The organism is Naasia lichenicola (assembly GCF_004801885.1).
Taxonomy (GTDB): Bacteria; Actinomycetota; Actinomycetes; order Actinomycetales; family Microbacteriaceae; genus Naasia; species Naasia lichenicola.
In genome coordinates this window covers 65188-89618 of the sequence record NZ_SSSM01000002.1, presented here as the reverse complement: position 1 = coordinate 89618, position 24431 = coordinate 65188, and the positions used below count along the sequence as shown (strand labels likewise).

Below are 24431 nucleotides of genomic sequence, written 5' to 3'. Positions count from 1 at the left end.
ATGACCAGCGTGGCATCCTCCGCGCCGGTCGCCACCGCCGCTGGTCCTGCCTCGGGGACGATCTCCCCGCCGCAGGGCCGGCGGCCTCGGCGTCTGCGCCTCTCCCGACCCGCACTCCTCACACCCGCGGGCATCGGACTGCTTCCGTTCGCCGTCTGGGTGCTGCTCTTCCTGGCGGTGCCCACCCTGCTCGCCCTCGGCACCGGCTTCCTCGACGGCGACGGCTCGTTCACGCTCACGAACGTCGAGGCCCTGGGCGACCCGTTCGTGCTCAGCGGCTTCGGCGCATCCTTCGGCATCTCGGCCGTCACGGCGCTCGTCGGAGTGATCGTGGGCGGACTGGTCTGCTACGCGCTGCTCGGCGCGAACCCCGAGGGCCCCCTGCGCTCGACGGTCGATGCCATCAGCGGCGTGCTCGCCCAGTTCGGCGGGGTCATGCTCGCCTTCGCGTTCGTCGCGACGATCGGCATCCAGGGCTTCTTCAAGGTCTGGCTCGAGACGACCTTCGGCATCGACATCTTCGCCGACGGGGTCTGGCTCTACGAGGTTCCCGGCCTGATCCTGCCCTACATCTACTTCCAGGTGCCCCTCATGGTGATCACGTTCCTGCCCGCTCTCGAAGGGCTCAAGCCGCAGTGGGCGGAGGCCAATGCCACCCTCGGCGGCACGGCCCGCGTGTACTGGACGCGGATCGCCCTCCCCGTGCTCGCGCCATCGCTGCTCGGCAGCTTCCTGCTGCTGTTCGCCAACTCCTTCTCGTCATACGCGACGGCGGCGGCGCTCACCAGCCAGGGGGCGGGGATCGTGCCCCTGCAGATCCGCGCGGCGCTCACCAGCGAGACGGTGCTCGGCCGCGAGAACCTGGCCGGCGCGCTGGCCCTCGGAATGATCGTCGTGATGGCCGTCGTGATGACCCTGTACGCACTGCTGCAGCGTCGGGCCGCGAGGTGGCAGCGATGAGCCACGTCCCGCCCGCGCACGCACCGAAGGCGGCAGCGCGCACCGTCATCCTCGTTCTCGTCGGACTCGTCTTCGCGGTGCCGATCCTGTCCATGGTGGAGTTCACCCTCCGCGGAGGTCTCGCGGGCGGCTACACGCTCGACCGCTGGATCGCAGTGTTCTCCGGTCAGCTCGATGCGTCGTACCGACCCATCTGGACGGGGCTCGCGAACTCCGCGCTGCTCGCGGTGATCACCGTGCTGCTGACGCTGGCGATCCTGGTGCCGACGCTGATCCTCGTGCAGCTGCGCTTCCCGTTCCTGCGCCGTGCGGTCGAGTTCCTCTGCCTGCTGCCGATCAGCGTGCCCGCGATCGTGCTGGTCGTCGGCCTGGCGCCCGTCTACTCGGTGGTCGCCCGCATCTTCGGCAGCGGCGTCTGGCCGCTGTCCTTCGCCTACGGCATCACCGTGCTGCCGTTCGCCTATCGGGCGATCCAGTCCAATCTCGACGCGTTCGACGCGAAGACCCTGAGCGAGGCGGCCCGCTCCCTCGGCGCCGGCTGGATCACGGTGTTCCTCCGGGTGCTGCTGCCCAGCCTGCGCCGCGGGGTGCTGGCGGCCGCCATCATCGCGCTCGCCGTCGTGCTCGGCGAGTACACGATCGCGTCGCTGCTCAACCGGGTGAATCTGCAGACGGCTCTCGTGCTGATCAGCAAGAACGACCCCTTCACCGCGGTGATCTTCGCGCTGCTCGCGCTGATCTTCGTCGGCATCCTGCTGTTCGTGCTCGGCAGGGTCGGCTCGGGCACGGCCGGATCGGGCCGCACTCCCAAGCCGCCCCGAGCCGCCCGCCGGCCGCGCTCGGCGGTCGCCGCAGCCACCACTCCCACACCGTCCGCGCCACTCGTTCCAGGAGCCAGCTCATGAGCCTCGCCACCGCCCCGTCGTCCAGCGCCGACACCCAGATCCGAGCTGTGTCCGTCGAGCTCGACACCGTCGTCAAGGAGTACCCGGGTCACCGGGCGCTCGATGGCGTGAGCCTCGACGTGCAGTCCGGCGAGTTCGTCGCACTGCTCGGCCCGTCCGGCTGCGGCAAGACGACTGCGCTCCGCGCCATCGCCGGCCTCGAGGGCATCGACGGCGGACAGATCCGGTTCGACGGCGAGGACGTCTCTCGCACCCCGACCAATCTGCGCGACGTGGGCATGGTCTTCCAGTCGTACTCGCTGTTCCCGCACCTCACCGCGCAGGAGAACGTGGAGTTCGGCCTGCGGATGCGCAGGGTGCCAGCGGCCGAGCGGCGCTCGCGGGCCGCCGAGGCGCTCGACATGGTCGGCCTCGGCGAGCGAGGGGCGCGCTATGCGCATCAGCTCTCCGGTGGCCAGCAGCAGCGGGTGGCGCTCGCCCGGGCGCTGGTCACGCGTCCGCGCGTGCTGCTGCTCGACGAGCCGCTCTCGGCCCTCGACGCGAAGGTGCGCGTGCAGCTGCGCGACCAGATCCGGAGCATCCAGACCGAGCTCGGCATCACGACCCTCTTCGTCACGCACGACCAGGAGGAGGCCCTCGCGGTGGCCGACCGGGTCGCCGTGATGCGGGCGGGGAACATCGAGCAGATCGGCACGCCCGAGGAGCTCTACGGCCAGCCGGCGACGGCGTTCGTGGCGGACTTCATCGGCCTGTCCAACCAGGTTCCGGGGACAGTGCTCGGCGGTCAGGTGGAGCTGCTCGGCACGACGCTGGCGCTGCTCGACCCCTCGGTGCCGACCGGACCCGTCCTCGCCAGCGTGCGCCCGGAGGATGTGCTGATCGGCGCGCCCGGCACGGGTTCGGCCGCGATCGTGACCGGCACGAGCTTCCTCGGCTCGCACCGTCGTACCCGCGTGATCCTCGAGGACGGCACCGAGCTGCTCATCCAGCACGAGGCGGAGCTCAAGACCGCCGTCGGCGACGCGGTCGGCATCCGCCTCCGCGGCACCGCGGTCGGCATCCGCCTCCGCGGCACCGCGGTCGCCGTAAGGCCGGCATAGCAACGTCCCCGAATTGCCACAAATGGCTCCCAAATGCGCAGTTTGGGAGCCATTAGTGGCAATTCGAGGTTGTTGCCGAGTCGTCAGGTCAGGGCGGCTGCCGTGTCCGGGACGGCAGGGATCAGGCCGAAGAAGTCCAGCTCCTCGTCGGTCAGCATCCGCGAGCGGATCATGAACCGCTTGCCCTCGGGCGCCTCGAGGGAGAAGCCCGATCCGCGCCCGTTCACGAGGTCGATCGTCAGGTGGGTGTACTTCCAGTACTCGAACTGCGACTTCGACATGAACACCTCGACCGGGGCGATCCCCTCGACCTCGAGCGCGCCGAGGAGGACATCCGACTGGCCGGTGCGGAACATGCCCACCGGGTAGCACATGGGGGAGGAGCCGTCGCAGCAGCCCCCCGACTGATGGAACATCAGCGGCCCGTTGGTCGCCGCCAGCTCCTGGAGCATCCCGGCAGCGGCCGGGGTGACATCCACTCTCCTGCTCGTCATTGCATCTCCTCTGTCCTCTTCGACCGCGGTCATTGTGGGCCTCCCGACGGGAACACAGGTCACCGTGTCCATCAGACGGGCCGGACGGCCGGGACGAACGCGCGCTGCGCTCGCCCCGGCCGTGCATGGATGATGCGGGATCAGAAGAAGCCCATGGGGCCCTCCGCGTAGGACACCAGCAGGTTCTTGGTCTGCTGGTAGTGGTCGAGCATCATCTTGTGGTTCTCGCGTCCGATGCCCGACTGCTTGTAGCCGCCGAACGCCGCGTGCGCCGGGTACTGGTGGTAGGTGTTCGACCAGACACGCCCCGCCTCGATGGCACGGCCGGCTCGGTAGAGCTGCGAGCCGTTGCGGCTCCAGACCCCTGCGCCGAGGCCGTAGAGCGTGTCGTTGGCGATCGAGATGGCGTCGTCGAAGTCGGTGAAGCTCGTGAGCGCGAGCACCGGTCCGAAGATCTCCTCCTGGAAGATGCGCATCTTGTTCTGGCCCTCGAAGACCGTCGGCTGCACGTAGTAGCCGTCTGTCAGGTCTCCGCCGAGATCGGCGCGCTCGCCGCCGATCAGCAGCTTGGCGCCCTCCTGTTTGCCGATGTCCATGTAGCTGAGGATCTTCTCCAGCTGGTCATTGGAGGCCTGGGCGCCGATCATCGTCGACAGGTCGAGCGGGTTGCCCTGCTTGACCTTCTTCACGCGGTCGAGGCCGTCGGCGACGAAGCCGTCGTAGATCGACTTCTGCACCAGCGCCCGTGACGGGCAGGTGCACACCTCGCCCTGATTGAGGGCGAAGAAGGTGAAGCCCTCGAGCGCCTTGTCGTAGAACGAGTCCTTCTGTGCCGCGACGTCCTCGAAGAACACGTTGGGGCTCTTGCCTCCGAGCTCCAGCGTGACCGGGATCAGGTTCTCGCTCGCGTACTGCATGATCAGGCGACCGGTCGTCGTCTCGCCCGTGAAGGCGATCTTGCGGATCTTCGGGTTCGAGGCCAGCGGTGCGCCCGCCTCGATGCCGAAGCCGTTGACGATGTTGAGCACTCCCGGGGGCAGCAGATCGCGGACTAGATCCATCCAGACATGGATCGACGCGGGGGTCTGCTCGGCCGGCTTGAGGACGATGCAGTTGCCGGCGGCGAGAGCGGGGGCGAGCTTCCAGACCGCCATGAGGATCGGGAAGTTCCAGGGGATGATCTGGCCGACCACGCCGAGCGGCTCGTGGAAGTGATACGCGATGGTGTCCTCGTCGATCACCGAGACGCCGCCCTCCTGGGCGCGCAGAGCGCCGGCGAAGTAGCGGAAGTGGTCGATGGCGAGGGGGATGTCGGCGGCCAGCGTCTCGCGGACGGGCTTGCCGTTCTCCCACGTCTCGGCGACGGCGAGCAGCTCGAGGTTCTGCTCCATCCGGTCGGCGATCTTGTTGAGGATGTTGGCTCGCTCGGCCGGGCTCGTCTTGCCCCAGGCGGGGAAGGCCTTCCAGCCGGCGGCGACGGCCGCGTCGACGTCGGGTGCGGTGCCGCGGGCGATCTCGCAGAACGGCTTGCCGGTGACCGGGGTGATGTCCTCGAAGTACTTGCCGTTGGCCGGCGGGACGTACTCTCCGCCGATGAAGTTGTCGTAGCGGCCCCTGTAGCTCATCACCGCCCCTGCGGTGCCCGGCTGGGCGTAGACCGTCGAGCTCGCCTTGGGCGTCTCCTCCGGCTGCTGTTCGAGTGCTGAGTCAGCGGTGAGTGTCACGGATGTCCTCCATCGACGTCGTCGTCGGGCGCACGGGTTCGCGCGTCGTTCGAGCCCGACGCTACGCGCGCACGAGTTGCAACAGATTGCGCTCCGCCATTCCTACGTTCCGGCCGAATGTGCACGTAATTTCGTGCACATTCGCCGCTTTCGTAGGTGCTCCTGGGAGCGGAGAGAAGCGGTCCGGACGGCGGTGGATATCGAGGAGTACCTACGATCCCCGCGGATACCTACGGAATTACGTAGGTATCGGGCCGGAACGTACACATTCAGGAGGAGTGCTGCTCGAGGAGCTCGAGGTGGGCCACGACGCCAGCGCGCTTGGGGGAGTGGCGGGGCAGGCCGTGCAGGGCGGCGCGCCAGATCCGCTCGTCGTCCGCGCCGTCGGGGGTGTTCGCCCAGGCCAGGAGCACATCGGGAGCGGCGCAGTCGAGCAGCGCCTCACGGATGCGGCTGGCCACCTCATCCCGCAGCTGGACGATGCCGGGCGCCGACGAGCCAGGGAGCGGCCCGCCCGACCAGGCGGTGACGGCAGCGCGATGCGCGCCCCGATCCAGCAGGCCGACCACGTTGGCGACGTCGAGCTCGACACCCGACGGCAGCCGGTACGGCCGGGCCAGCGGCTCGAGAGCCGGCGCCGCGTCGTGCAGGGCCCTGCGCAGCCGCACCATCTCGGCGCGGAGGGTGACCGTGGCGTCGTCCCGGTCGTAGACGAGCTCGGCCAGTCGCTCGGCGCCGATCCCCGACGGATTCCAGGCCAGCAGCGTCATGATCTCGCTGTGCCGCGCGCTGAGCGCCGTCGTGCGGCCGTTGGCGGTGACCGTCGCCGCATCGCGACCCAGGGCCCGCAGCGACGGGGCGGTCTCGATGCGCCGACGCGGCGAGCGGCGGAGCGGGCGCTCCGCCGCCGCCCTCAGCCGATGCACGAGCAGCTCCCGCTCCACGGCGGCGACAGCGGCCTCGATCATCGGCAGCGTGTGCGGAGCGACGACATCCGATCCGCCCGTGATGTCGAGGACGCCGATGATCGCGCGCGTCTCGGGATCGTGCACGGGCACCGCGGTGCAGCTCCATGGCTGGACGGCGAATGCGAAGTGCTCCGCTCCGTGGATCTGGATCCCGTGATCGAGGGCGAGCGCGGTTCCCGGTGCGGACGTGCCGACGTCGGATTCCGACCAGCCGGCACCGGCCATGAAGTGCATCCCCTCCGCCCGTCGGCGCAGCACGGGATCGCCCTCGACCCAGAGCAGCCTGCCTGCCTCGTCGCCGACGGCCACGAGGACCTGGCTGTCCTCATCCGCGTCGCGCACCAGCAGCTGGCGGATCACCGGCAGGGCAGGGGTGAGGGGGTGCAGTCGACGGCGCTCGAGCAGCTCCTCCTCGGAGTAGACGAGGGGAGCAGCGACCCGCTCGGGATCGAGCCGGACCAGCGCCCGTTTCCACGACTCGGCGACCAGAGCCCGCGGCGCCCGTCCGACGGGGACGGCTGATCCGGGCGAGGCGAGCCAGGGATTGCGCACTGCGTCACCACCCATCGTCATCGATCGGGAAGCCGGAGGACCCCTCCGGTCGACGTGCGAATAATACGCTCGCCGCCTGCCGGGAAGACCAGCTCCTGCGCGGACCCCTTCGCGTCGACGATCGGCCGCACGCGAGCAGTGACGGATCGGCGCCGATCATCGGCACTCGATCGTCGGCCTTCGTTCGTCGGCATGGGCCGGCAGGGCATCTCCATGGCGAATGCGTCAGAAGACGACACACGGCCGAAACATGCCTGGCACACCCGGTTCGTAGATTTGCGCCAACGGATTCCGCTGACTCGCGCGGACCGCAGCGTCGCGTCGAAAAAGGGAAGACCCACATGACAGGAAATGCCGCTCGCCTCCAGGCACTCAAGGACGTCGAGGCCTACGTGCCCCCCACCGTCAGCTTCGTCGGCGAGGAAGCGCCCGGCCAGGTGTTCGGTGAGAACGTCTTCAACAAGGTCGTCATGAAGCAGCGTCTGCCGAAGTCGGTCTACAAGTCCGTCATCGCCACCATCGAGCACGGGGTCAAGCTCGACCCACTGGTCGCCGACGCCGTGGCCTCCGCGATGAAGGACTGGGCGCTGGAGAAGGGCGCCACCCACTACGCGCACGTCTTCTACCCGCTGACCGGCCTGACCGCCGAGAAGCACGACAGCTTCCTGGAGCCCGAGTCGGACGGCACGGCGATCGCCGAGTTCGCGGGCAAGACGCTGGTCCAGGGCGAGCCCGACGCATCCAGCTTCCCGAACGGCGGGCTGCGCAACACGTTCGAGGCCCGCGGCTACACCGGCTGGGACGTCACGAGCCCCGCCTACGTGCTCGAGAACCCGAACGGCAACACCCTCTGCATCCCCACCGTCTTCATCTCGATGACGGGTGAGGCCCTCGACCACAAGACGCCGCTGCTGCGCTCGCAGCAGGCCATGGGCGAGCAGGCCGAGCGCATCCTCAAGCTGTTCGGCCACACGAACCTCAACCACGTCGTCTCGTTCTGCGGCCCCGAGCAGGAGTACTTCCTGGTCGACCGCCACTTCTTCCTCGCCCGCCCCGACCTGCTGAACGCGGGACGCACCCTGTTCGGCGCGAAGCCGCCCAAGGGCCAGGAGTTCGACGACCACTACTTCGGCGCCATCCCCGAGCGCGTGCTCGGCTTCATGATGGACACCGAGCGCGAGCTGTTCAAGCTCGGCATCCCGGCGAAGACCCGCCACAACGAGGTCGCCCCCGGCCAGTTCGAGATCGCGCCCATGTTCGAGCGCGGCAACGTGGCCTCCGATCACCAGCAGCTGCTGATGACGACCTTCAAGACGATCGCCAAGAAGCACGGCATGGAGATCCTCTTCCACGAGAAGCCGTTCTCGGGCGTCAACGGATCGGGCAAGCACGTCAACTTCTCGCTCGGCAACAACGAGCTCGGCAGCCTCTTCGTGCCCGGCGACAACCCGCACGACAACGCCCAGTTCCTCGTCTTCTGCGCCGCCACCATCCGCGCGGTGCACCTGTACGGCGGACTGCTGCGCGCGTCGGTCGCCTCGGCCTCGAACGATCACCGCCTCGGCGCGAACGAGGCGCCGCCGGCGATCATCTCGATCTTCCTCGGCGACCAGCTCGCCGACATCTTCGACCAGATCGCCAAGGGCTCGCTGACCTCGTCCAAGGGCAAGGGCAAGATGACCATCGGCGTCGACACCCTGCCGGTGCTGCCCACCGACCCCGGAGACCGCAACCGCACGAGCCCGTTCGCCTTCACCGGCAACCGGTTCGAGTTCCGCGCCCCGGGATCGCTGCAGACCGTCGCCGCGCCGATGACCACGATCAACACGATCATGGCCGACTCGCTCGACTACATCGCGAACAAGCTCGAGGCGGCGGTCGCCGAGGGAACCGACTTCGACGCGGCGGTCCAGACCCTGCTCACCGAGATCATCACGGAGCACGGCGCGGTCGTCTTCAACGGCAACGGCTACTCGGCCGAGTGGCCGATCGAGGCGGAGAAGCGGGGCCTCAAGAACCTCAAGACCACCCTCGACGCCCTGCCCGAGCTGATCACCGAGCCCGCGCTCGAGCTGTTCCAGAAGTACAAGGTCTTCAACCACCGCGAGATGCACAGCCGCTACGAGATCGGTCTCGAGCAGTACATCCTGACGGTCGGCGTCGAGGCGCGGCTGACGGCCGAGATCGGCGCGACGGTCATCCTGCCCGCCGCGGTCCGCTACCAGACCGAGGTCGCGGTCAACGTCGGCGCCCTCAAGGCCGTCGGGGTCGAGGCGGACACCACCGCGCTCGATGAGGTCAGTGCTCCGATCTCCGAGCTGAGGGCCGCGCTCGCGACGCTCAAGTCGGCGCTGGCCGCCGAGCTGCCGCACGATGCGTGGGCCGAGGCCAAGCACGCGCAGGACGAGCTGCTGCCCGCGATGCTCGCCGTGCGCGCCGCCGCCGACGCGCTCGAGGAGATCGTGGCCGACGACCTCTGGCCGCTGCCGACCTACCAGGAGATGCTCTACGTCCTGTAGCCCGATCCGCGCGCGCTGAGCCTTCAGCCGTGACCTGCCCAGTTCTGCCGCTCCGGACGCGATCCGGGCGGCAGAACTGGGCAGTTCGTCGTCTACGGGGTCGTTTCCGCCGCCGTCGGCGTGGCGCACGTTAACTCCGTGAAACAGGTTGGATCGGCGTGCATGGATTGGCATACGGTGGCTGAGTGACCTACGAGCCCACGCCCTCCGACTATCTGCAGAGGGAACGGGCCAGGTCGGATGACTCGGCTCCGCAGCGCGCGTGGTCGACTCCGCGGCGAGAGTTCGACGGCTACCCGCATCCGAGCAGCGATCCGCAATTCGGCAGCGCCTACCGTGAGCAGGACCGGTGGGGGCAGACCGGAGGAGCGCAGGGCACCGGCCCCACCGGCAGCGCGCCGTACTCGCGCGGTGCGCAGGATCCGACCGGCACAGGACCTCAGGGCCAGCAGGGGCAGGGCCAGCAGGGTCAGCAGGGGCAGGGCACGGGGCCTCAGGCTCAGCAGCCCTACGGTCAGCAGCAGCCGTATGGTCAGCCCGACCAGCGGCCCTACGGGCAGCCGGAGCAGGCCTACGGCCAAGGTCGCGCATACGGTCAGCCGGCGTATCAGACCGGTCAGTTCCCGCCCGCAGGACAGGACTACGCCCAGGACTACGGCACGGACTACGGCCAGGACTACCGGCAGCCCACCGATCTCTACGGCCAGCCGATCTCCCAGCCCACGCCGCAGCAGACCGGAGTGCAGCAGCCGGCCGCCTACGAGCAGCAGACCGGCGGCTACCCGCCCGTGACGGGCGGGTATCCCGCGACGGGCGGCTATCCCGCGACAGGCGGCTATCCCGCGACAGGTCAGTACTCGCAGCCGCAGACCGGCCAGCAGAGCGCATACCCGGGGCTGTCCGACGGCTACTCCGACGCCGAGTACTTCGCGCCTGCGCCGCGTCGCAGCGGGGCGGCGGTCACCGGGCTGGTCTTCGCCATCGTGCTCAGCATCGGCGTCATCGCCGGCGAGATCATCAGCACCATGCTCGCGACCTCGATGCTGACCGTCCCCGGCCTGGCCCTGGGTTCCTCGGTCATCGGCTACGTGGGACTCGTCGGGCTCGGCATCCGGGTCGTGCTCTCGGTGCTCGTTATCGTGCTCGCCGGAGTCGGCCTCACCGCGACGCGGCCGCAGGGATCGGCGAAGCTCGGCCGTGCGGCGGCGGGGGCGGCGGCAGCCCTCGGATACCTGCACCTGCTGCTCGCCATCACCACTGCGGCCCGCGCGGCGATCTACTACCTGCAGTACGGCGGCGGCGACCGGATGGTGCTGCTCGTCCAGCTCTTCAACTGGTCCTGACCGGACCCCGCGAGCGGGCTGGGGATGCTCCGCGCGCCCTGACCGTGTGCGATGAGCCCGATCCGGCTAGAATGTTCGAGTTGCCCGCCTCGGAAGAGGCAGGCTCCACTAGAGCAGATCGGCTGGAAGCTGGTCGTTAGTGGTGGATTTCCAACACCGGGACCGAGCACCTGATTCCTTTCTCACGGCTCATCGTCGAGGCATTCCTCGAATCCCGTTCGGCGTGGAGTTCTTCTACTGATGACCAGAAGTCCGCAATCGGACTTGCCTCGCTCTTTCCTGCCGTCACGTCTGCTCTGTAGCTGAACGAAGCCCCCGCCTCGAGGCGTGGGCTCACAGTCCGCCCTGCGCCATTCGGCGCGGGCGGCGAAGCAAAGGAGAGTGACTCTTGGAGGGTCCAGAAATCAAGTTCGCCGAAGCAGTGCTGGATAACGGCAAGTTCGGCAAGCGCACCATCCGGTTCGAGACCGGCCGCCTCGCGCAGCAGGCTCAGGGGGCAGTCGCCGCCTACCTCGACGAGGACACCATGCTGCTGTCCGCCACCAGCGCCAGCAAGCACCCGAAGGACAACTTCGACTTCTTCCCGCTGACGGTGGATGTCGAGGAGCGCTCGTACGCCGCAGGGAAGATCCCCGGATCGTTCTTCCGCCGTGAGGGACGTCCGTCGACCGAGGCCATCCTCGTCTGCCGCCTCATCGACCGGCCGCTGCGCCCGTCGTTCAAGGAGGGCCTGCGCAACGAGGTCCAGATCGTCATCACCGTGCTGTCCATCGCCCCCGGCGAGTTCTACGACGCCCTGGCGATCAACGCGGCCTCCGCGTCCACCCAGATCTCCGGTCTGCCCTTCAGCGGCCCGATCGGCGGCATCCGTCTCGCCCTGATCGACGGCCAGTGGGTCGCGTTCCCCAAGTTCGAGCAGCTCGAGCGCGCGGTCTTCGACCTCACGGTCGCCGGCCGCCTGGTCACCGACTCCGCAGGCAACGAGGATGTCGCGATCATGATGGTCGAGGCCGAGGCCACCGAGCACTCGTGGGGCCTCATCCAGGGCGGCGCCACCAAGCCCGACGAGGCGGTCGTCGCCGCCGGACTCGAGGCGTCGAAGCCCTTCCTCAAGCAGCTGATCAAGGCTCAGGCCGAGATGGCCGCCCAATCGGCCAAGGAGATCGCGGACTACCCCGTCTTCCTGCCCTACAGCCCCGAGGCCTTCGCGGCCGTGGCCGCTGAGGCGGAGACCGAGCTCGCCTCGATCTACCAGATCGCCGACAAGATCGAGCGCCAGAGCGCCGACGACTCCCTCAAGGAGCGCGTCAAGGCCGCCATCCAGGCCAAGGTCGAGGCCGGCGAGCTCGGCGGAGAGATCCCGCCCATGGTGTCCGCCGCCTACAAGTCGGTCACCAAGAAGGTCGTCCGCGGACGCATCCTCACCGAGGGCGTGCGCATCGACGGCCGTGGCCTGAGCGACATCCGTGCGCTCGACGCCGAGGTCCAGGTCATCCCGCGCGTGCACGGCTCGGCGATCTTCCAGCGCGGAGAGACCCAGATCCTGGGTGTCACCACGCTGAACATGCTCAAGATGGAGCAGCAGATCGACTCCCTCGCCCCCGTGACGAAGAAGCGCTACCTGCACCACTACAACTTCCCGCCCTACTCGACCGGTGAGACCGGCCGGGTCGGCAGCCCCAAGCGTCGCGAGATCGGGCACGGCTTCCTCGCCGAGCGCGCCCTCGTGCCGGTGCTGCCGTCGCGCGAGGAGTTCCCCTACGCGATCCGCCAGGTGTCCGAGGCTCTCAGCTCCAACGGCTCGACCTCCATGGGCTCGGTCTGCGCCTCGACCCTCTCGCTGCTCAACGCCGGTGTGCCGCTGCGCGCACCCGTCGCCGGCATCGCGATGGGCCTCGTCTCCGACACGGTCGACGGTGAGACCCGCTATGCGGCGCTGACCGACATCCTGGGGGCCGAGGACGCGCTCGGCGACATGGACTTCAAGGTCGCCGGCACCTCCGAGTTCGTCACCGCGATCCAGCTCGACACCAAGCTCGACGGCATCCCGTCGTCGGTGCTCGACGGCGCGCTCAAGCAGGCCAAGGAAGCGCGCACCGCGATCCTGGCCGTGCTGAACGCAGCCATCGACGGACCGGACGAGATGGCGATGACCGCACCGCGCGTCATCTCCGTGCAGATCCCCGTCGACAAGATCGGCGAGCTGATCGGCCCGAAGGGCAAGACGATCAACCAGATCCAGGACGACACCGGAGCCGACATCTCCATCGAGGAGGACGGCACCGTCTACATCGGTGCCGTCGACGGCGAGTCGGCCGAGGCTGCGCGCAGCGCGGTCAACGCCATCGCCAACCCGCACAACCCCGAGGTGGGCGAGCGGTTCCTCGGCACCGTCGTCAAGCTGGCCACGTTCGGCGCGTTCGTGTCGCTCATGCCCGGCCGCGACGGCCTGCTGCACATCTCCGAGGTGCGCAAGCTCGCCGGTGGCAAGCGGGTCGAGAACGTCGAGGACGTGCTCGGCGTCGGCCAGAAGATCCAGGTGGAGATCACCAAGGTCGACGACCGCGGAAAGCTCTCGCTGAGCCCGGTCGTCGATGAGTCGACCGAGCCCGGCGACACGCAGTCCAGCGTCGCCGCGTCGGACGGCCCTGAGGCACCCGCCGAAGGCTGAACGACCAGGTAGCTCCGAAGGCCCGTGCCGCACCGTGTCGAACACAGTGCGGGGCGGGCCTTTGCCGTCTCCGCGCCGTCTTCCGGCGATACGGAGCGTCGGGCGGGATCGCTCCGATCGATGCCGGGTTCTCGGGTCGCTGTCGGGGGAGTGCGGCATGCTGGCCTGACCATCGATCACCCGAGTCGAGAAGGTGCTTCATGCAGTATCGCCAGGTCCATCGCACAGACCCGCTTCCACTGATCGCTCCGGCGTCCCCCTCGCGACGGCCGAGGAGCTGACCCCGATGCTCCCCCTTTGGTCGCTGCGCCTGCCGCTCGGCCTGGCGATCGACGGTATCGTGGGCGCGTCGCCCTTACACGGGGGCGCGTGTCGGAGATCCACGTGCGGCCGGGGGCCTCGCGGATGCGGGACTGGACGGAGGGAGTCGCGATGAACGCTGTGGCACCCAATCCCGTGACCCGGCAGATCGGCTCGACCGGCCTCAATGTCTTCCCCTACGCCATCGACGGTGCAGTCTTCGGCTGGGCGGCCGGGTTCGAGGCGACGATCGAAGTCCTCGACGAGTTCTTCGCCGCCGGCGGCAACCTCATCAGCACCGCCGATCACTATGCGGGCGGCCGCAGCGAGGTCATGATCGGCTCATGGCTCGATCGCCATCATCAGCGCGACCGTCTCATCGTGGCGACCAAGATCGGCCGGCACCCCGACGCCGCCGGGCTCTCGGCGCGATCCGTCGGCGCGGCCATCGATGCGTCGCTCGAGCGGCTGCGGACCCCGTACATCGATCTGCTGTCCTTCGACGGCGAGGACATCGATGTGCCGCTCGAGGAGTCGTTGACCGCGGTGGCCGAGGCGATGGCGGCCGGCAAGGTGCGCCATCTCTCCGTGTCCGAGTTCTCGGGTGCCCGACTGGCCGAAGCCCTGCGGGTCGGCGCTGCGCTCGGCTTGCCGATGCCGGAGAGCGTCATGGCGGAGTACAACCTCATGGAGCGCGTCGAGTTCGAGAAGCGGATCGCTCCCATCGTGCACGAGAACGGCCTGGGTGTCATCGCTCGGCTGCCGCTGGCCAGCGGCTACCTTCGCGGAGACTTCCGCACGAAGGACGACCGCCCCACATCGTCGATGTTCGTGGGCGCCCTCAAGTACGTCGGCCGTCGCGGCAACAAGGTGCTGGCCGCGCTCGAGACCGTATCGCACGAGGTCGGCGAGAACATCGGGCGGGTGGCCCTCGCGTGGGTGCTCAGCCGGCCCGAAGTGGCGGCGGTGAACGTCCGCGCCGCAGACGGCCCGCAGCTGCTCGACCTCCTTCCGTCCGTCGATCTCAGCCTCGAGCGACACCACCTCGCCGTGCTGGACAAAGCCTCCAACTGATCGCTCTCGTCCGCGTCCCGCGTCGACCGGGAGCGCCGTGACGAGGCGCGGGAGAACGCCTGTACCCTGTGTCTCAGGTCGGGGGACAGGAGGGTCGAGTGACGCATTCGCGGGATGACGACGCCCTCCCCGTGCTGCCCCGGGACGGCGCGGAGTCGCTCGCCCAGGAGGGCTCCGCGACGCGATCGGCGGGTGTCGAGACCGTCGGGGTGCGACGTCGCGATATCCGGCTCGCCGAGCAGCTGGCCGCCTCTGCCGGAGGGCGGGAGACGCACGATGTCGCATCCGGCGCGGAGGATGCCGCCCCTGCAGCCGTCGAATCCGCGGGCGTCGAATCCGCGGGGGTCGAAGCTGCAAAAGGCAGCCCCGCGAGCAGCGGAGCGCAGGTCGAGGCGACCGCTCGTGCTTCCGCTCGCGTGGGCGCGCATGTCGCCACCGACGCGACGGACGACGCCTCGTTCGAAGCCTCACGTGAGGCGTCGGACACGGCCACCGATGCCGAGCGGATCATGCGCCAGGCTCTCGAGGTCGTGGACCGCTCGATCGTCGCCATGGCAGCGGACGAGACACGGCCGATCCCCGACATCCGATCGCTCCGCATGCGCAGACTGGGCGACAGCGAGCTGGCCGTCTTCCCGCTGATCCTCGGCGCGAGCACCTTCGGCTGGACCGCGGGTGCCGACGCCAGCATGGCGATCCTCGACGCCTACCTCGAGGCGGGCGGCAACGCGATCGACACCGCCGATTCGTATTCCGCTGGCCGCAGCGAGACGGTCATCGGCACCTGGCTCCGCGATCGCGGGGCCCGCGACCGGATGGTGCTCTCCACGAAGATCGCGCAGAGCTCGGAGAACCCTGGCCTGTCGGCCCAGAGCATCGCCAGGTCGGTCGACGCATCGCTGCAGAGACTCGGAGTGGACTACCTCGACCTGCTGTACTTCCATCTCGACGACCGGGCCGTGCCGCTGGAGGAGAGCCTGACCGCGGCCGACGCCCTGGTCCGCAGCGGCAAGGTCCGCTACCTGGCCGCCTCGGGCTTCGACGGAGACCGGCTCATGCAGGCCCGGATCCTGGCCGGTCAGCTCGACCTGCCGCGATTCGTCGCCGTCCAGGTGCCCTACAACCTGCTGCAGCGCGAAGAGTTCGAGCAGCGACTGTTCCCCGTCGTGCGCGCCCAGCAGCTCGCGGCCGTTCCGTTCTCCTCGCTCGCCAGCGGCTTCCTCACCGGCAAGTACCGGGGGCGGGTCAAGGGGGAACGGGGGTCGGAGGCGCATTCGCGGGCGACCCGGGCGGCGCAGTTCGCCAGCAAGCGAGGGTTCCGCGTCCTGGACGCCCTCGAGGACGTCGCCGAGGAGCATGACCGCTCCCTGGCAGCGGTGGCGCTGGCCTGGCTGCTCACCAAGCCGCTCGTCACCGCCCCGGTCGTGAGTGTCAGCCGGCCGGAGCAGCTGGCCGACCTGCTCACCGCGACGCGGCTGAACCTGACCCGGCACCAGGTGGCGCTGCTCGACCGCGTCAGCGCGGGCTGACGTTCGGTATCGGCTGACCGGACGGCGGAACCGAACCGCCGACCGACGCGGCTCAGCGCGGGTCGATCTCCGCGAAGATCCGCTCGGCTGCTCGGGAGAGCGCAGACGTGGCGGCGATCTCGTCGCCGGCGTAGCCGCCCGTCATGGCACCGTCGCGGAGCAGGTAGAGCTCGTCGGCCGCCGCGCCGGGTGTCGGGTGCCCCATCGCCGCGAGGTGATCCTCGAGGTAGGAGGTGAACCAGTCGCGATGCTCGCTGACCGCGCGACGGACCGGGTGGCGGGGATCGGGGAACTCCGCAGCGGCGTTGAGGAACGGGCAGCCACGGAATTCGGGTCGGCCGGTATCGCCGATGATTCCAGCGATCAGCGAGCGGAGCGTCTTCTCGGGATCGCGGTCCTCATCGGACTGCTGGGTGAGCGATTCGCGGACCTGGCGGTCGCGACCGACGACGTACTCGAGGATGAGTGCGTCCTTCGAGCCGTACTGCTTGTAGAAGGTCGCCTTGGTGACCGAGGCCTCCGCGATGATGCGGTCGATGCCGGTCGTGTTGATGCCGTCGGCGTAGAAGAGCTCGTCCGCGACCTCGAGCAGCCGGATCTTTGCTGCAGAGGGACGCCTGGCGGCTGGAATGGGGGCATCAGCCGCCATGGCGTCTCTCCTCCTGATCGCTGTGCGATCTTCTCTATCGATCACCACGGCATGTCAGCGAGGTGAAATCGTTGCGGATCAGGGAAGACGGGGGGTTCTTCCGTTGACCCTCGAGCCGGGTAGGGTTCCCCGGGCGCCGAATGCAGGAAGCGGCGCGGAAGAGACGTTACCAGAGGTGTGGACAGACAAGTCGGTCTGTCCGCCAGAAGTCCGGGCCCCAATCCGGGGTACATCGGGGTCGTCGAGTGCGTGCCGTAGGGTGATCTGCGATGAATGGCGCGGTGCTCTTCCCTCTCGAACAGCCCGATCTGCGGATCGCCGCGGCAGGGGGGACCGCGGTACGCCGCACGGTCCTGCCGAGCGGGCTCCGCATCCTCACCGAGGCGGTGCCGGGAGCGCAGAGCGCCACCGTCGGCTTCTGGGTGCCGGTCGGCTCACGCGATGAGACGGACGGGGTCTTCGGCTCCACCCACTTCCTCGAGCACCTCCTGTTCAAGGGCACGCCGTCGCGCACGGCTCTGGACATCGCCGTCGCGTTCGACTCGGTCGGGGGCGAGCACAATGCGGTGACCGCCAAGGAGTACACCTGCTACTACGCGAAGATCCGCGATGTGCATCTCGGCATGGCGGTCGACGTGCTGAGCGACATGGTCGCGGCCTCGCTGCTCGACCCCGACGAGTTCGAGACCGAGCGCGGCGTCATCCTCGAGGAGCTCGCGAGTGCTGAGGACGATCCCGGAGACGTCGCCAATGAGCGCTTCTTCGAGGCGGTCCTCGGCGACCATCCTCTCGGCCGACCGATCGGCGGCAGTCCGACCACCATCGGCGATGCCACCCGAGACGCCGTCACGGCCCACTATCGGGCTCGCTATACCCCAGCCGACCTGGTCGTGACCGCGGCCGGGGGAGTCGACCACGACGTCCTCGTCGCGCAGGTGGAGCGCGCGCTGAGTGCTGCGGGATGGCAGCTCGATGTCGAAGCGGCGCCGCGCGCGCGCCGCCCGACGACCCCCGCCTCGCTCGCCTCCAGCTCGCCGATCGTCGCGGTCAAGCGGCCGACCGAGCAGACCCACCTTCTGATCGGCGCACCGGCGCTCGTCTCCACAGATCCGCGGCGGACGACGATGTCCGTGCTCAACGCGGCGTTCGGCGGCGGGATGTCGTCGCGACTGTTCCAGGAGGTTCGGGAGCGCCGCGGGCTGGCCTATTCGGTGTACTCGTTCGCCGCCGGATTCTCGGACGCGGGGGTGTTCGGCATGTACGCGGCCTGCTCGCCCAAGGTGGCCGGGTCGGTCGCGGAGCTGCTCGTCGATCAGCTCGGCGTGCTGGCACGCGACGGCATCACCCCGGATGAGCTGCGACGGGCGGTCGGCCAGCTGTCCGGCTCGTCCGCGCTGGCGCTCGAGGACTCGGACACCCGGATGTCCCGCCTCGGTCGCAGCGAGCTGGCGCAGGGCGAGTTCGTCGATCTCGACGAGGTCGTCCGACGACTCGACTCCGTGACCCTCGAGGATGTCCGGGAGCTCGCCGTCGAGCTGTCGGAGCGTCCCCTGAGCGTCGCGTCGGTCGGCAAGGTGGATGCCGCCGCATTCGCGCCGGTCCTCGCCGTACCGTCCGTGCCCCTGCCGTCCTTCGCAGCACCGGCTCAGCGGAAGTCGGCGCCCACGAGATCTGCGCCCGAGGAATCCGCGCCGGTGGCGGCGGAGCCGATCGCCACCGTCTGAGCGCGGCCGCACGGGAACAGCGCTGTGGCGCACCACCCGTGCAGGTCGGTGCACTCGGATGGATCAGACTGGATAGGCAGGAAGGACGAGGATGTCGCACTACCTCTATCTCGTACGGCACGGCGAGCAGCTGGATGCCGAGCACGGGCTGCCCGACGGGCCGCTGTCTCCGCGTGGGGTCCGGCAGGCCCGACTGATCGCCGAGCGGCTCAGCGGGATCCCGTTCACCTCGGTGCAGCACTCTCCGCTGCGCCGGGCCAGCGAGACGGCGCAGGTGATCGCCGAGGTGATGCCCGCGCTCGAGCCTGAGCCGTCCGCGCTGCTCTTCGACTGCATCCCGTCCGGTCCGACGCCGGACACCCCGAAGGCCTTCGACTCGTGGTTCCACTCGGTCACCGAGGAGGAGATCGATGCGGGCCGCGCGCAGATGGCCGACGCGGTCAGCGAGTACTTCGCTCCCTCGCGGGGTGACCGGCACGATCTGCTGATCACCCACAACTTCGTGATCGGCTGGTTCGTCCGGCATGTCTTCGATGCGCCCGAGTGGCGCTGGCTCGGCCTCAATCAGGCCAACTGCGGGCTCACCATCATCCGGATCCGATCCGCGAAGCCGCCTGTGCTCGTCGCGCACAACGACCTGGCGCACCTGCCGGTGGAGCTCCGCACGGGCCTGCCCGACCCCCAGCCGGTCTGATACCGCTCCTCTGACTCGGCCACCTTTCCTACCGTCGGCCAGGTTTGCAACCCGTGCCATCGGTAGGAAAGGTGGCCGAGCAGCCGCAGCGCTGGCCTGCTGTCGTGATCGAGGCCGCGGGAGGACTGAGCCTCAGCCCAGGCGCTTCTCGTACCAGTGGGTGGCGTTGACGTTCTCGTTGTACGGCTCGATGGTCCGGTAGCCGGCGGATCGATACAGCGCCCCTGCCGCCGTCAGCGACTCGTTCGTGTCGAGCGCGACGACCGCGGCGCCGAGCTCGGCCGCCCGCCGCTCCAGCTCGGAGAGCAGCGCCCGTCCCCAGCCGCGGCCGCGGGTCTCGTCGCGCAGCCACAGGTGCTTGACCTCGTACCGGACACCAGCCGTCGGGTCGTCCTCGATCCGACGCACGCCGCCGCAGCCGACCACCTGATCCTCGTCGTCCCGCACCAGCAGGAAGGCGCCGGCGGGCGGTTCGAACATCGCCGGGTCGGGCTGCACCACGCGGTAGGTGCCGCCGACGAAGCCCAGCTCGCGACTCGTGAAGTACTCGGTGAGCATGCGCTCGGCATCGACCGAATCCGCCGCGACCGCCTCGAACCTCACCGCTCCACCCTAGAACCGCCCACGCACCCACCTTCCCTCCATGTGTCCGTTCCGGCCCCACGTGCACGTAATTGCGCAGGTATCCGCGGGTTTCGAGCACATGATCGCGGCCGACGGCCCACGAGATCGGCAGATGGCCCGTTGGTAGTGTTGGCGGGTGCAGTCGAGCGGATCCGCGAGCCGGATGTCAGGCCACCCGTCACGTCGGATGCCCGGGTCCTCCCAGGAGACCCGCCCGTGACGACGAAGGTCGCCGTAGTCGGCGCGAACGGACGGATGGGCCGTCTGATCACGGCTCTCATCGAGGCCTCCGACGAGTTCGAGGTGCACGCCCTCCTCGGCTCCTCCGATGATCTCGATGGCATCCGCGGTGCCGATGTGGCCGTCGATGTGACGCTGCCGCAATCGTCCCAGCGGATCGTCGACGCCGCGGTGGCGCTCGACGTGCCGATCGTCGTCGGCACCTCGGGCTGGTCCAGCGAGCGGATCGAGAGCCTTCGCCACGCCCTCGGGACGTCGCCATCGACGGGCGTCCTGATCATCCCGAACTTCTCCATCGGATCGGTGCTCGCCACCTCCTTCGCCACGATGGCGGCCCGGTTCTACGACTCGATCGAGATCGTCGAGGCCCACCACGCGGCGAAGGCCGATTCGCCCTCCGGCACGGCCGTGCGCACCGCCGAGCTGATCGGCGCGGCCCGCAGCGAGCTCGGCCCGGTCGCGGCGCCGCACACCGATCAGCGCGCCCGCGGGCAGCAGGTGGCGAGCATTCCCGTGCACTCCCTGCGCCTCAGCGGCGTCATGGCCAAGCAGGACGTCCACCTCGGCGGAACGGGCGAGGTGCTCACGATCAGCCACGAGACCATCTCGCCGAGCGCCTACGAATCGGGCATCCGGATCGCACTCGCGGCCGCCCGCACCGCACGGGGAGTGATCGTCGGCCTCGAGAGCCTCGTGGAGCTCGGGCTTCCCGGCACAGGTTCCGCGAGTACAGGTTCCGCAGCAGCATCTGCCCCCGAGTCGGCACCCGAGCCGGCGCCCGCGCCTGAGCGGCCCACCGGCCAGGCGGCCGGCCTCGCGTGAACGCTCGCCGCTGATGCGTCGGACCACCATCGCGGGCGTCATCCTCATGACGGTCCTGCTCGGGCTCTACCTCGCGCTGCTCGGCCAGCGCGGCGTGCTCTTCATCGCGTCGGGGCAGCCGATCGCCGTCGTGCTCGGGATCTTCCTGTTCGTGCTTCCCGTCCTGGGCCTATGGGCGCTCATCAGAGAGCTTCTCTTCGGAACCCGATCCGCGGCGCTGATCAGCAGATTGGACGCGGAGGGGGGCCTTCCGGTCGACGATCTGCCGAAGCGCCCGAGCGGCCGGCCGGATCGGGCCTCGGCCGATGCGCAGTTCCCGATCTACAAGGAGCGCGTGGAGAGGCAACCCGAGGACTGGCGGAGCTGGCTGCTGCTCGGCCTCGCCTACGACGCGAGCGGAGATCGGCGGCGTGCGCGCCAGGCGGTCCGCAACGCCATTGCGCTGTCCCGCCGGCCGGCCGCCTCGAGCTGACTGCGAGAGGCTTGGGGCTCGCTCAGCTCCAGGACTCGACGGCCGCGGTGATCGCCTCGGTGCTCGTCGTGTGCCGGAAGGAGAAGCCGTCGGCCAGCAGCACGGCCGGGGTGACCAGCTGGTCGGCCAGCAGCAGCTCCCTGCCGGCGTCGCCGAGCGCGAGCTCGAGAGCGAACCTGGGCGCCGGGATCGCGTAGGGGCGGTGCAGCTGCTCGGCGAGAGCGCGGCCGATCTCGTTCTCGACCGCGGGGGTGGGGCCGGTGATGTTGACAGGTCCGGCCACGCTCGAGGTGAGCAGGTGCACGATCGCGGCGGCCTCGTCGTGCAGGCTCACCCACGGCCAGTGCTGGGCGCCGCCGCCGAGCGGTCCCGAGACGCCGAGCTTGGTGAGCGCCTTGAGTGGCCCGAGCGCGCCGCCCGTGCCGAGCACCACTCCGGTCCGAAGCAGCACCGTGCGGGTCGACGCGGGAACGAGGCGGGCGGTCGCCTCCCACTCCTCGACGACGTCGGCCAGGAAGCCCGTGCCCTTCGATGACGATTCGGTGAGCGTCTCGCCCGGCCGATTTCCGTAGAAGCCGACCGCCGAGCCGCTGAGGAAGACGGGAGGCGGGCTGGATGCCATCCCCATGGCCTCGACCAGAGCGCTGGTCGCCTTGATCCGGGAACGCAGGATCTCCTTCTTCCAGCCGCCGGTCCACGGCAGTCGGTTGAGGGAGGCGCCGGAGAGGTTGATGACCGCATCGACGTCGTCCAGCAGCCGGAAGTCGAGGATTTTGGCGTCGGGCGCCCAGGTGAACTCGCTCGGCTGCATCGGCTCCCTGCGCACGAGGGTCTGCACGGTGTGGCCCGCCGACTCGAGCTGGCGCACCAGCTCGGTGCCGATCATCCCGCTCGCACCGGCGATCAGCACGCGGAGGGTGCTCGACCGATCGATCCGTCGACGAGGTGCGGGCTTGGGGACCGCGGGGGATTCGGGCTTCTTGGCTGCAGCTCGCGCGTTCGCAGGCCGTGCCGGTGCCTTGACCGCGGGCTTGACCGGCGGCTTGGCGGAGGGAACGGGTACGCGTTTCGGGGCCGCCATGTCTCCACCCTAGATGCGTGGCGATGCGGAAGGACGAGGATCCCGCCGTTCACTCAGGTGCACCCGGTTCGGGGGCGCCCTGCGCGGAGTCAGGCGGCCAGCGGACGGCGCAGCAGCCCGATGCGACGGAGGCCGAGGTACATCCGGCAGCCCAGGCAGAAGGCGAAGACCGAGTTGAGGAAGGCGGCGAGGAAGGCGAAGGAGGCGGCGATGACCAGGGCGTACGGCACCCCGAGGAGCTGCAGGATTACCCCGGCCGCGGTGATCACGAAGCCGACGCCTTGGGCGAAGGTCGGGGGAGCTGCGTCTTCGAGCTCGGTCGGCGGGCCGAGGCGGGGACGGATGAAGCGTCGGAAGATCGCGCCGTACGGGTGGCGGCGGATGCCGGCGAACGCACCCCAGGCGAAGACCGCGCTGATGGCTGCCAGCAGCCAGAGCGCCGGATCCGGAAGCCGGTACTGGAACAGGATGGCGAAGAACTCGACGAAGGGCCCTGTCCCCGAGTAGCCGAACCAGACTGCGGGCCGGGTCAGCTCGAGCACGATAGTGACGGCCAGCAGCACTCCGGTGATCGCGGCCCCGAAGCGCGGCGATCGCGGGTCGATGCCGAGGCGGGCGGGCGTTCGGTCTGCGGTCATCGGGACTCCCGGGTCGGGGTTGCGGTTGCGGTTGCGGCCGCGGCGAGGAGGGCTAGCTGCGCTTCGAGCTCCGCGCGACGCGGCGGGCCGCCGATCCGGGCGACCTGCCTTCCGTCGCCGTCGAGCAGCAGGGTCGTCGGTGTCTGGCGGATCGCGAACCTGTCCGCGAGCGCGAGGTCGTCCGTCACATCGACTTCGACATGGCGGACGCCGTCATTTCCCGCGAGCTCGGCGAGCAGCCTCCGGGTCGCGGGGCACTGAGCGCAGAACGCGGTGGAGAACTGCACGAGGGTGGCCGACGATCCGAAGGCGATCCCGACACCCAGCTGATCGGGATGGACGAGCGGGCGAGAGTCGGCTGCACCGACCCGGACGCGGCCTGACGCGGCTTTCAGCAGCAGGCCGACGGCAGCCGAGATGGCGATGAGTCCGCCCAGGACGGCGAGCGCGAGAGGGAGCTGCATGCTCGGACGGTAGTAGACACGCGTGCGGTCAGGGTCTTGATGACGGTGGGTTACGCGGGCTTAGGGTGAAGCCGTGGCAGCCGACGCGATCGCAGAGACGACGACCGAGATCCGATTCCGCAGCGACATGACCGTGGAGCTCGTGCGCTCGAGCGCTCACGACTCCGACGTGCTGTTCGCGGCGCGCGTGTCGACGCAGGGGGAGCAGACCCTGGAGAACGCGGCCGCCGGCACCTCGGCGACCGATCGCGATCGCGGTCTGATCAACTACCTGATGCGCGACCGGCACGGGTCGCCCTTCGAGCACAACTCGCTTACCTTCTACGTGCAGGCGCCGATCTTTGTCTTCCGGGAGTTCATGCGGCACAGGATCGCCTCCTACAACGAGGAGTCGGGCCGCTACCGCCAGCTGGGTCCCGTCTTCTACGTCCCGGGTGCCGAGCGGAAGCTGATCCAGGTCGGCAAGCCCGGCGCCTACGTGTTCGAGGACGGCACGCCCGAGATGACCGAGCTGGTCGAGGAGCAGACCAAGGCCGTCAGCATCCACGCGTACGAGTCGTATCAGCGCATGCTCGAGGCGGGCGTCGCACGAGAGGTCGCCCGCATCGTGCTGCCGCTCAACCTGTACTCGTCGATGTACGTGACGATGAACGCCCGCGCGCTGATGAACTTCCTCTCCCTGCGCACCAAGCGCGAGGACACGCACTTCCCGTCGTTCCCGCAGCGCGAGATCGAGATGGTCGCCGAGCAGATGGAGACCCTCTGGGCCGCCGAGATGCCGCTCACCTACGACGCCTTCAACGGCAACGGCCGCGTCGCCCCCTAACCCGATCGGCGTTCGGCGGTACGCGTACACGCAAGCGGACTTGCGGCTGTTTCGGCCG

21 protein-coding genes are annotated in these 24431 nt (G+C 69.3%); 13 read left to right on the top strand and 8 right to left on the bottom strand.

Annotation, left to right across the window (positions count from 1 at the left end; translation table 11 throughout):
* From E6C64_RS04655 to E6C64_RS04645, 3 genes are read left to right on the top strand one after another with little or no spacing between them, the layout of a single operon-like run.
* Window positions 1-960, top strand: a complete 960-nt coding sequence (locus E6C64_RS04655) for an ABC transporter permease (RefSeq protein WP_136426479.1) — start codon at window positions 1-3, stop codon at window positions 958-960.
* Complete coding sequence (locus tag E6C64_RS04650) at window positions 957-1865, top strand: ABC transporter permease (protein ID WP_136426478.1); 909 nt, start codon at window positions 957-959, stop codon at window positions 1863-1865. Before E6C64_RS04655 ends, E6C64_RS04650 begins: the two co-directional genes overlap by 4 nt.
* Window positions 1862-2965 (top strand): ABC transporter ATP-binding protein, encoded by a 1104-nt coding sequence (locus tag E6C64_RS04645; RefSeq protein WP_136426477.1) that lies wholly within the window; start codon window positions 1862-1864, stop codon window positions 2963-2965. Before E6C64_RS04650 ends, E6C64_RS04645 begins: the two co-directional genes overlap by 4 nt.
* Window positions 2966-3048: 83 nt before the next feature.
* Here E6C64_RS04645 and E6C64_RS04640 read toward each other — a convergent pair whose 3' ends face one another.
* From E6C64_RS04640 to E6C64_RS04630, 3 genes are all read right to left on the bottom strand, one after another.
* Complete coding sequence (locus E6C64_RS04640; protein WP_136426476.1) at window positions 3049-3459, bottom strand: DUF779 domain-containing protein; 411 nt, start codon at window positions 3457-3459, stop codon at window positions 3049-3051.
* Window positions 3460-3599: 140 nt separating this feature from the next.
* Window positions 3600-5183 carry an acetaldehyde dehydrogenase ExaC gene (gene exaC / locus E6C64_RS04635; RefSeq protein ID WP_438941837.1) on the bottom strand — a complete coding sequence of 528 codons (1584 nt, stop codon included), beginning with the start codon at window positions 5181-5183 and terminating at the stop codon, window positions 3600-3602.
* 269 nt (window positions 5184-5452) lie between these two features.
* Window positions 5453-6718 (bottom strand): sigma-54-dependent transcriptional regulator family protein, encoded by a 1266-nt coding sequence (locus E6C64_RS04630; RefSeq protein ID WP_136426475.1) that lies wholly within the window; start codon window positions 6716-6718, stop codon window positions 5453-5455.
* A 326-nt stretch (window positions 6719-7044) separates the two neighbouring features.
* On the opposite strand from E6C64_RS04630, the gene E6C64_RS04625 reads away from it, so the two are divergent.
* From E6C64_RS04625 to E6C64_RS19345, 5 genes are all read left to right on the top strand, one after another.
* Window positions 7045-9222, top strand: coding sequence for a glutamine synthetase III family protein (locus E6C64_RS04625; protein ID WP_136426474.1), 2178 nt, complete (start codon window positions 7045-7047; stop codon window positions 9220-9222).
* Window positions 9223-9407: 185 nt separating this feature from the next.
* Entirely contained in the window at window positions 9408-10565 is a 1158-nt protein-coding gene (locus E6C64_RS04620) for a hypothetical protein (RefSeq protein ID WP_136426473.1), read from the top strand.
* Window positions 10566-10953: 388 nt separating this feature from the next.
* Window positions 10954-13236 (top strand): polyribonucleotide nucleotidyltransferase, encoded by a 2283-nt coding sequence (locus E6C64_RS04615; protein ID WP_136426472.1) that lies wholly within the window; start codon window positions 10954-10956, stop codon window positions 13234-13236.
* Between the two features lie 369 nt (window positions 13237-13605).
* Window positions 13606-14610 carry an aldo/keto reductase gene (locus E6C64_RS04610; RefSeq protein WP_136426471.1) on the top strand — a complete coding sequence of 335 codons (1005 nt, stop codon included), beginning with the start codon at window positions 13606-13608 and terminating at the stop codon, window positions 14608-14610.
* Window positions 14611-14708: 98 nt separating this feature from the next.
* Window positions 14709-16139, top strand: coding sequence for an aldo/keto reductase (locus E6C64_RS19345; RefSeq protein WP_233255469.1), 1431 nt, complete (start codon window positions 14709-14711; stop codon window positions 16137-16139).
* Window positions 16140-16191: 52 nt separating this feature from the next.
* Here E6C64_RS19345 and E6C64_RS04600 read toward each other — a convergent pair whose 3' ends face one another.
* Complete coding sequence (locus E6C64_RS04600) at window positions 16192-16788, bottom strand: TetR/AcrR family transcriptional regulator (RefSeq protein WP_136426470.1); 597 nt, start codon at window positions 16786-16788, stop codon at window positions 16192-16194.
* A 269-nt stretch (window positions 16789-17057) separates the two neighbouring features.
* Here E6C64_RS04600 and E6C64_RS04595 point away from each other — a divergent pair, with 269 nt between their 5' ends.
* Together E6C64_RS04595 and E6C64_RS04590 are read left to right on the top strand one after the other, a co-directional pair.
* Window positions 17058-18512 carry a M16 family metallopeptidase gene (locus E6C64_RS04595; RefSeq protein WP_136426469.1) on the top strand — a complete coding sequence of 485 codons (1455 nt, stop codon included), beginning with the start codon at window positions 17058-17060 and terminating at the stop codon, window positions 18510-18512.
* Between the two features lie 91 nt (window positions 18513-18603).
* Complete coding sequence (locus E6C64_RS04590) at window positions 18604-19206, top strand: histidine phosphatase family protein (RefSeq protein ID WP_136426468.1); 603 nt, start codon at window positions 18604-18606, stop codon at window positions 19204-19206.
* Between the two features lie 132 nt (window positions 19207-19338).
* Here the strand turns inward: E6C64_RS04590 and E6C64_RS04585 are convergent, their stop codons facing one another.
* Window positions 19339-19809 (bottom strand): GNAT family N-acetyltransferase, encoded by a 471-nt coding sequence (locus tag E6C64_RS04585; RefSeq protein WP_233255468.1) that lies wholly within the window; start codon window positions 19807-19809, stop codon window positions 19339-19341.
* Window positions 19810-20046: 237 nt separating this feature from the next.
* Here E6C64_RS04585 and dapB point away from each other — a divergent pair, with 237 nt between their 5' ends.
* Both dapB and E6C64_RS04575 read left to right on the top strand, forming a co-directional pair.
* Complete coding sequence (dapB, locus tag E6C64_RS04580) at window positions 20047-20892, top strand: 4-hydroxy-tetrahydrodipicolinate reductase (protein WP_136426467.1); 846 nt, start codon at window positions 20047-20049, stop codon at window positions 20890-20892.
* 13 nt (window positions 20893-20905) lie between these two features.
* Window positions 20906-21364, top strand: coding sequence for a tetratricopeptide repeat protein (locus tag E6C64_RS04575; RefSeq protein ID WP_136426466.1), 459 nt, complete (start codon window positions 20906-20908; stop codon window positions 21362-21364).
* Window positions 21365-21386: 22 nt separating this feature from the next.
* On the opposite strand, the gene E6C64_RS04570 is transcribed toward E6C64_RS04575, so the two are convergent.
* The 3 genes from E6C64_RS04570 to E6C64_RS04560 all read right to left on the bottom strand — a co-directional run bounded on the left by E6C64_RS04570 (window position 21387) and on the right by E6C64_RS04560 (window position 23547).
* Complete coding sequence (locus tag E6C64_RS04570; protein ID WP_136426465.1) at window positions 21387-22445, bottom strand: TIGR01777 family oxidoreductase; 1059 nt, start codon at window positions 22443-22445, stop codon at window positions 21387-21389.
* Between the two features lie 89 nt (window positions 22446-22534).
* Window positions 22535-23083, bottom strand: a complete 549-nt coding sequence (locus E6C64_RS04565) for a DUF4395 domain-containing protein (protein ID WP_136426464.1) — start codon at window positions 23081-23083, stop codon at window positions 22535-22537.
* Window positions 23080-23547: a TlpA family protein disulfide reductase gene (locus E6C64_RS04560; protein ID WP_136426463.1), complete on the bottom strand. Its 468-nt coding sequence runs from the start codon at window positions 23545-23547 to the stop codon at window positions 23080-23082. Before E6C64_RS04560 ends, E6C64_RS04565 begins: the two co-directional genes overlap by 4 nt.
* A gap of 127 nt (window positions 23548-23674) precedes the next feature.
* Here E6C64_RS04560 and thyX point away from each other — a divergent pair, with 127 nt between their 5' ends.
* The gene (thyX, locus tag E6C64_RS04555; RefSeq protein ID WP_233255480.1) at window positions 23675-24373 is read left to right on the top strand and encodes an FAD-dependent thymidylate synthase; all 699 of its coding nucleotides are present in this window, start codon (window positions 23675-23677) and stop codon (window positions 24371-24373) included.
* The last annotated feature ends 58 nt before the right edge of the window (window positions 24374-24431 follow it).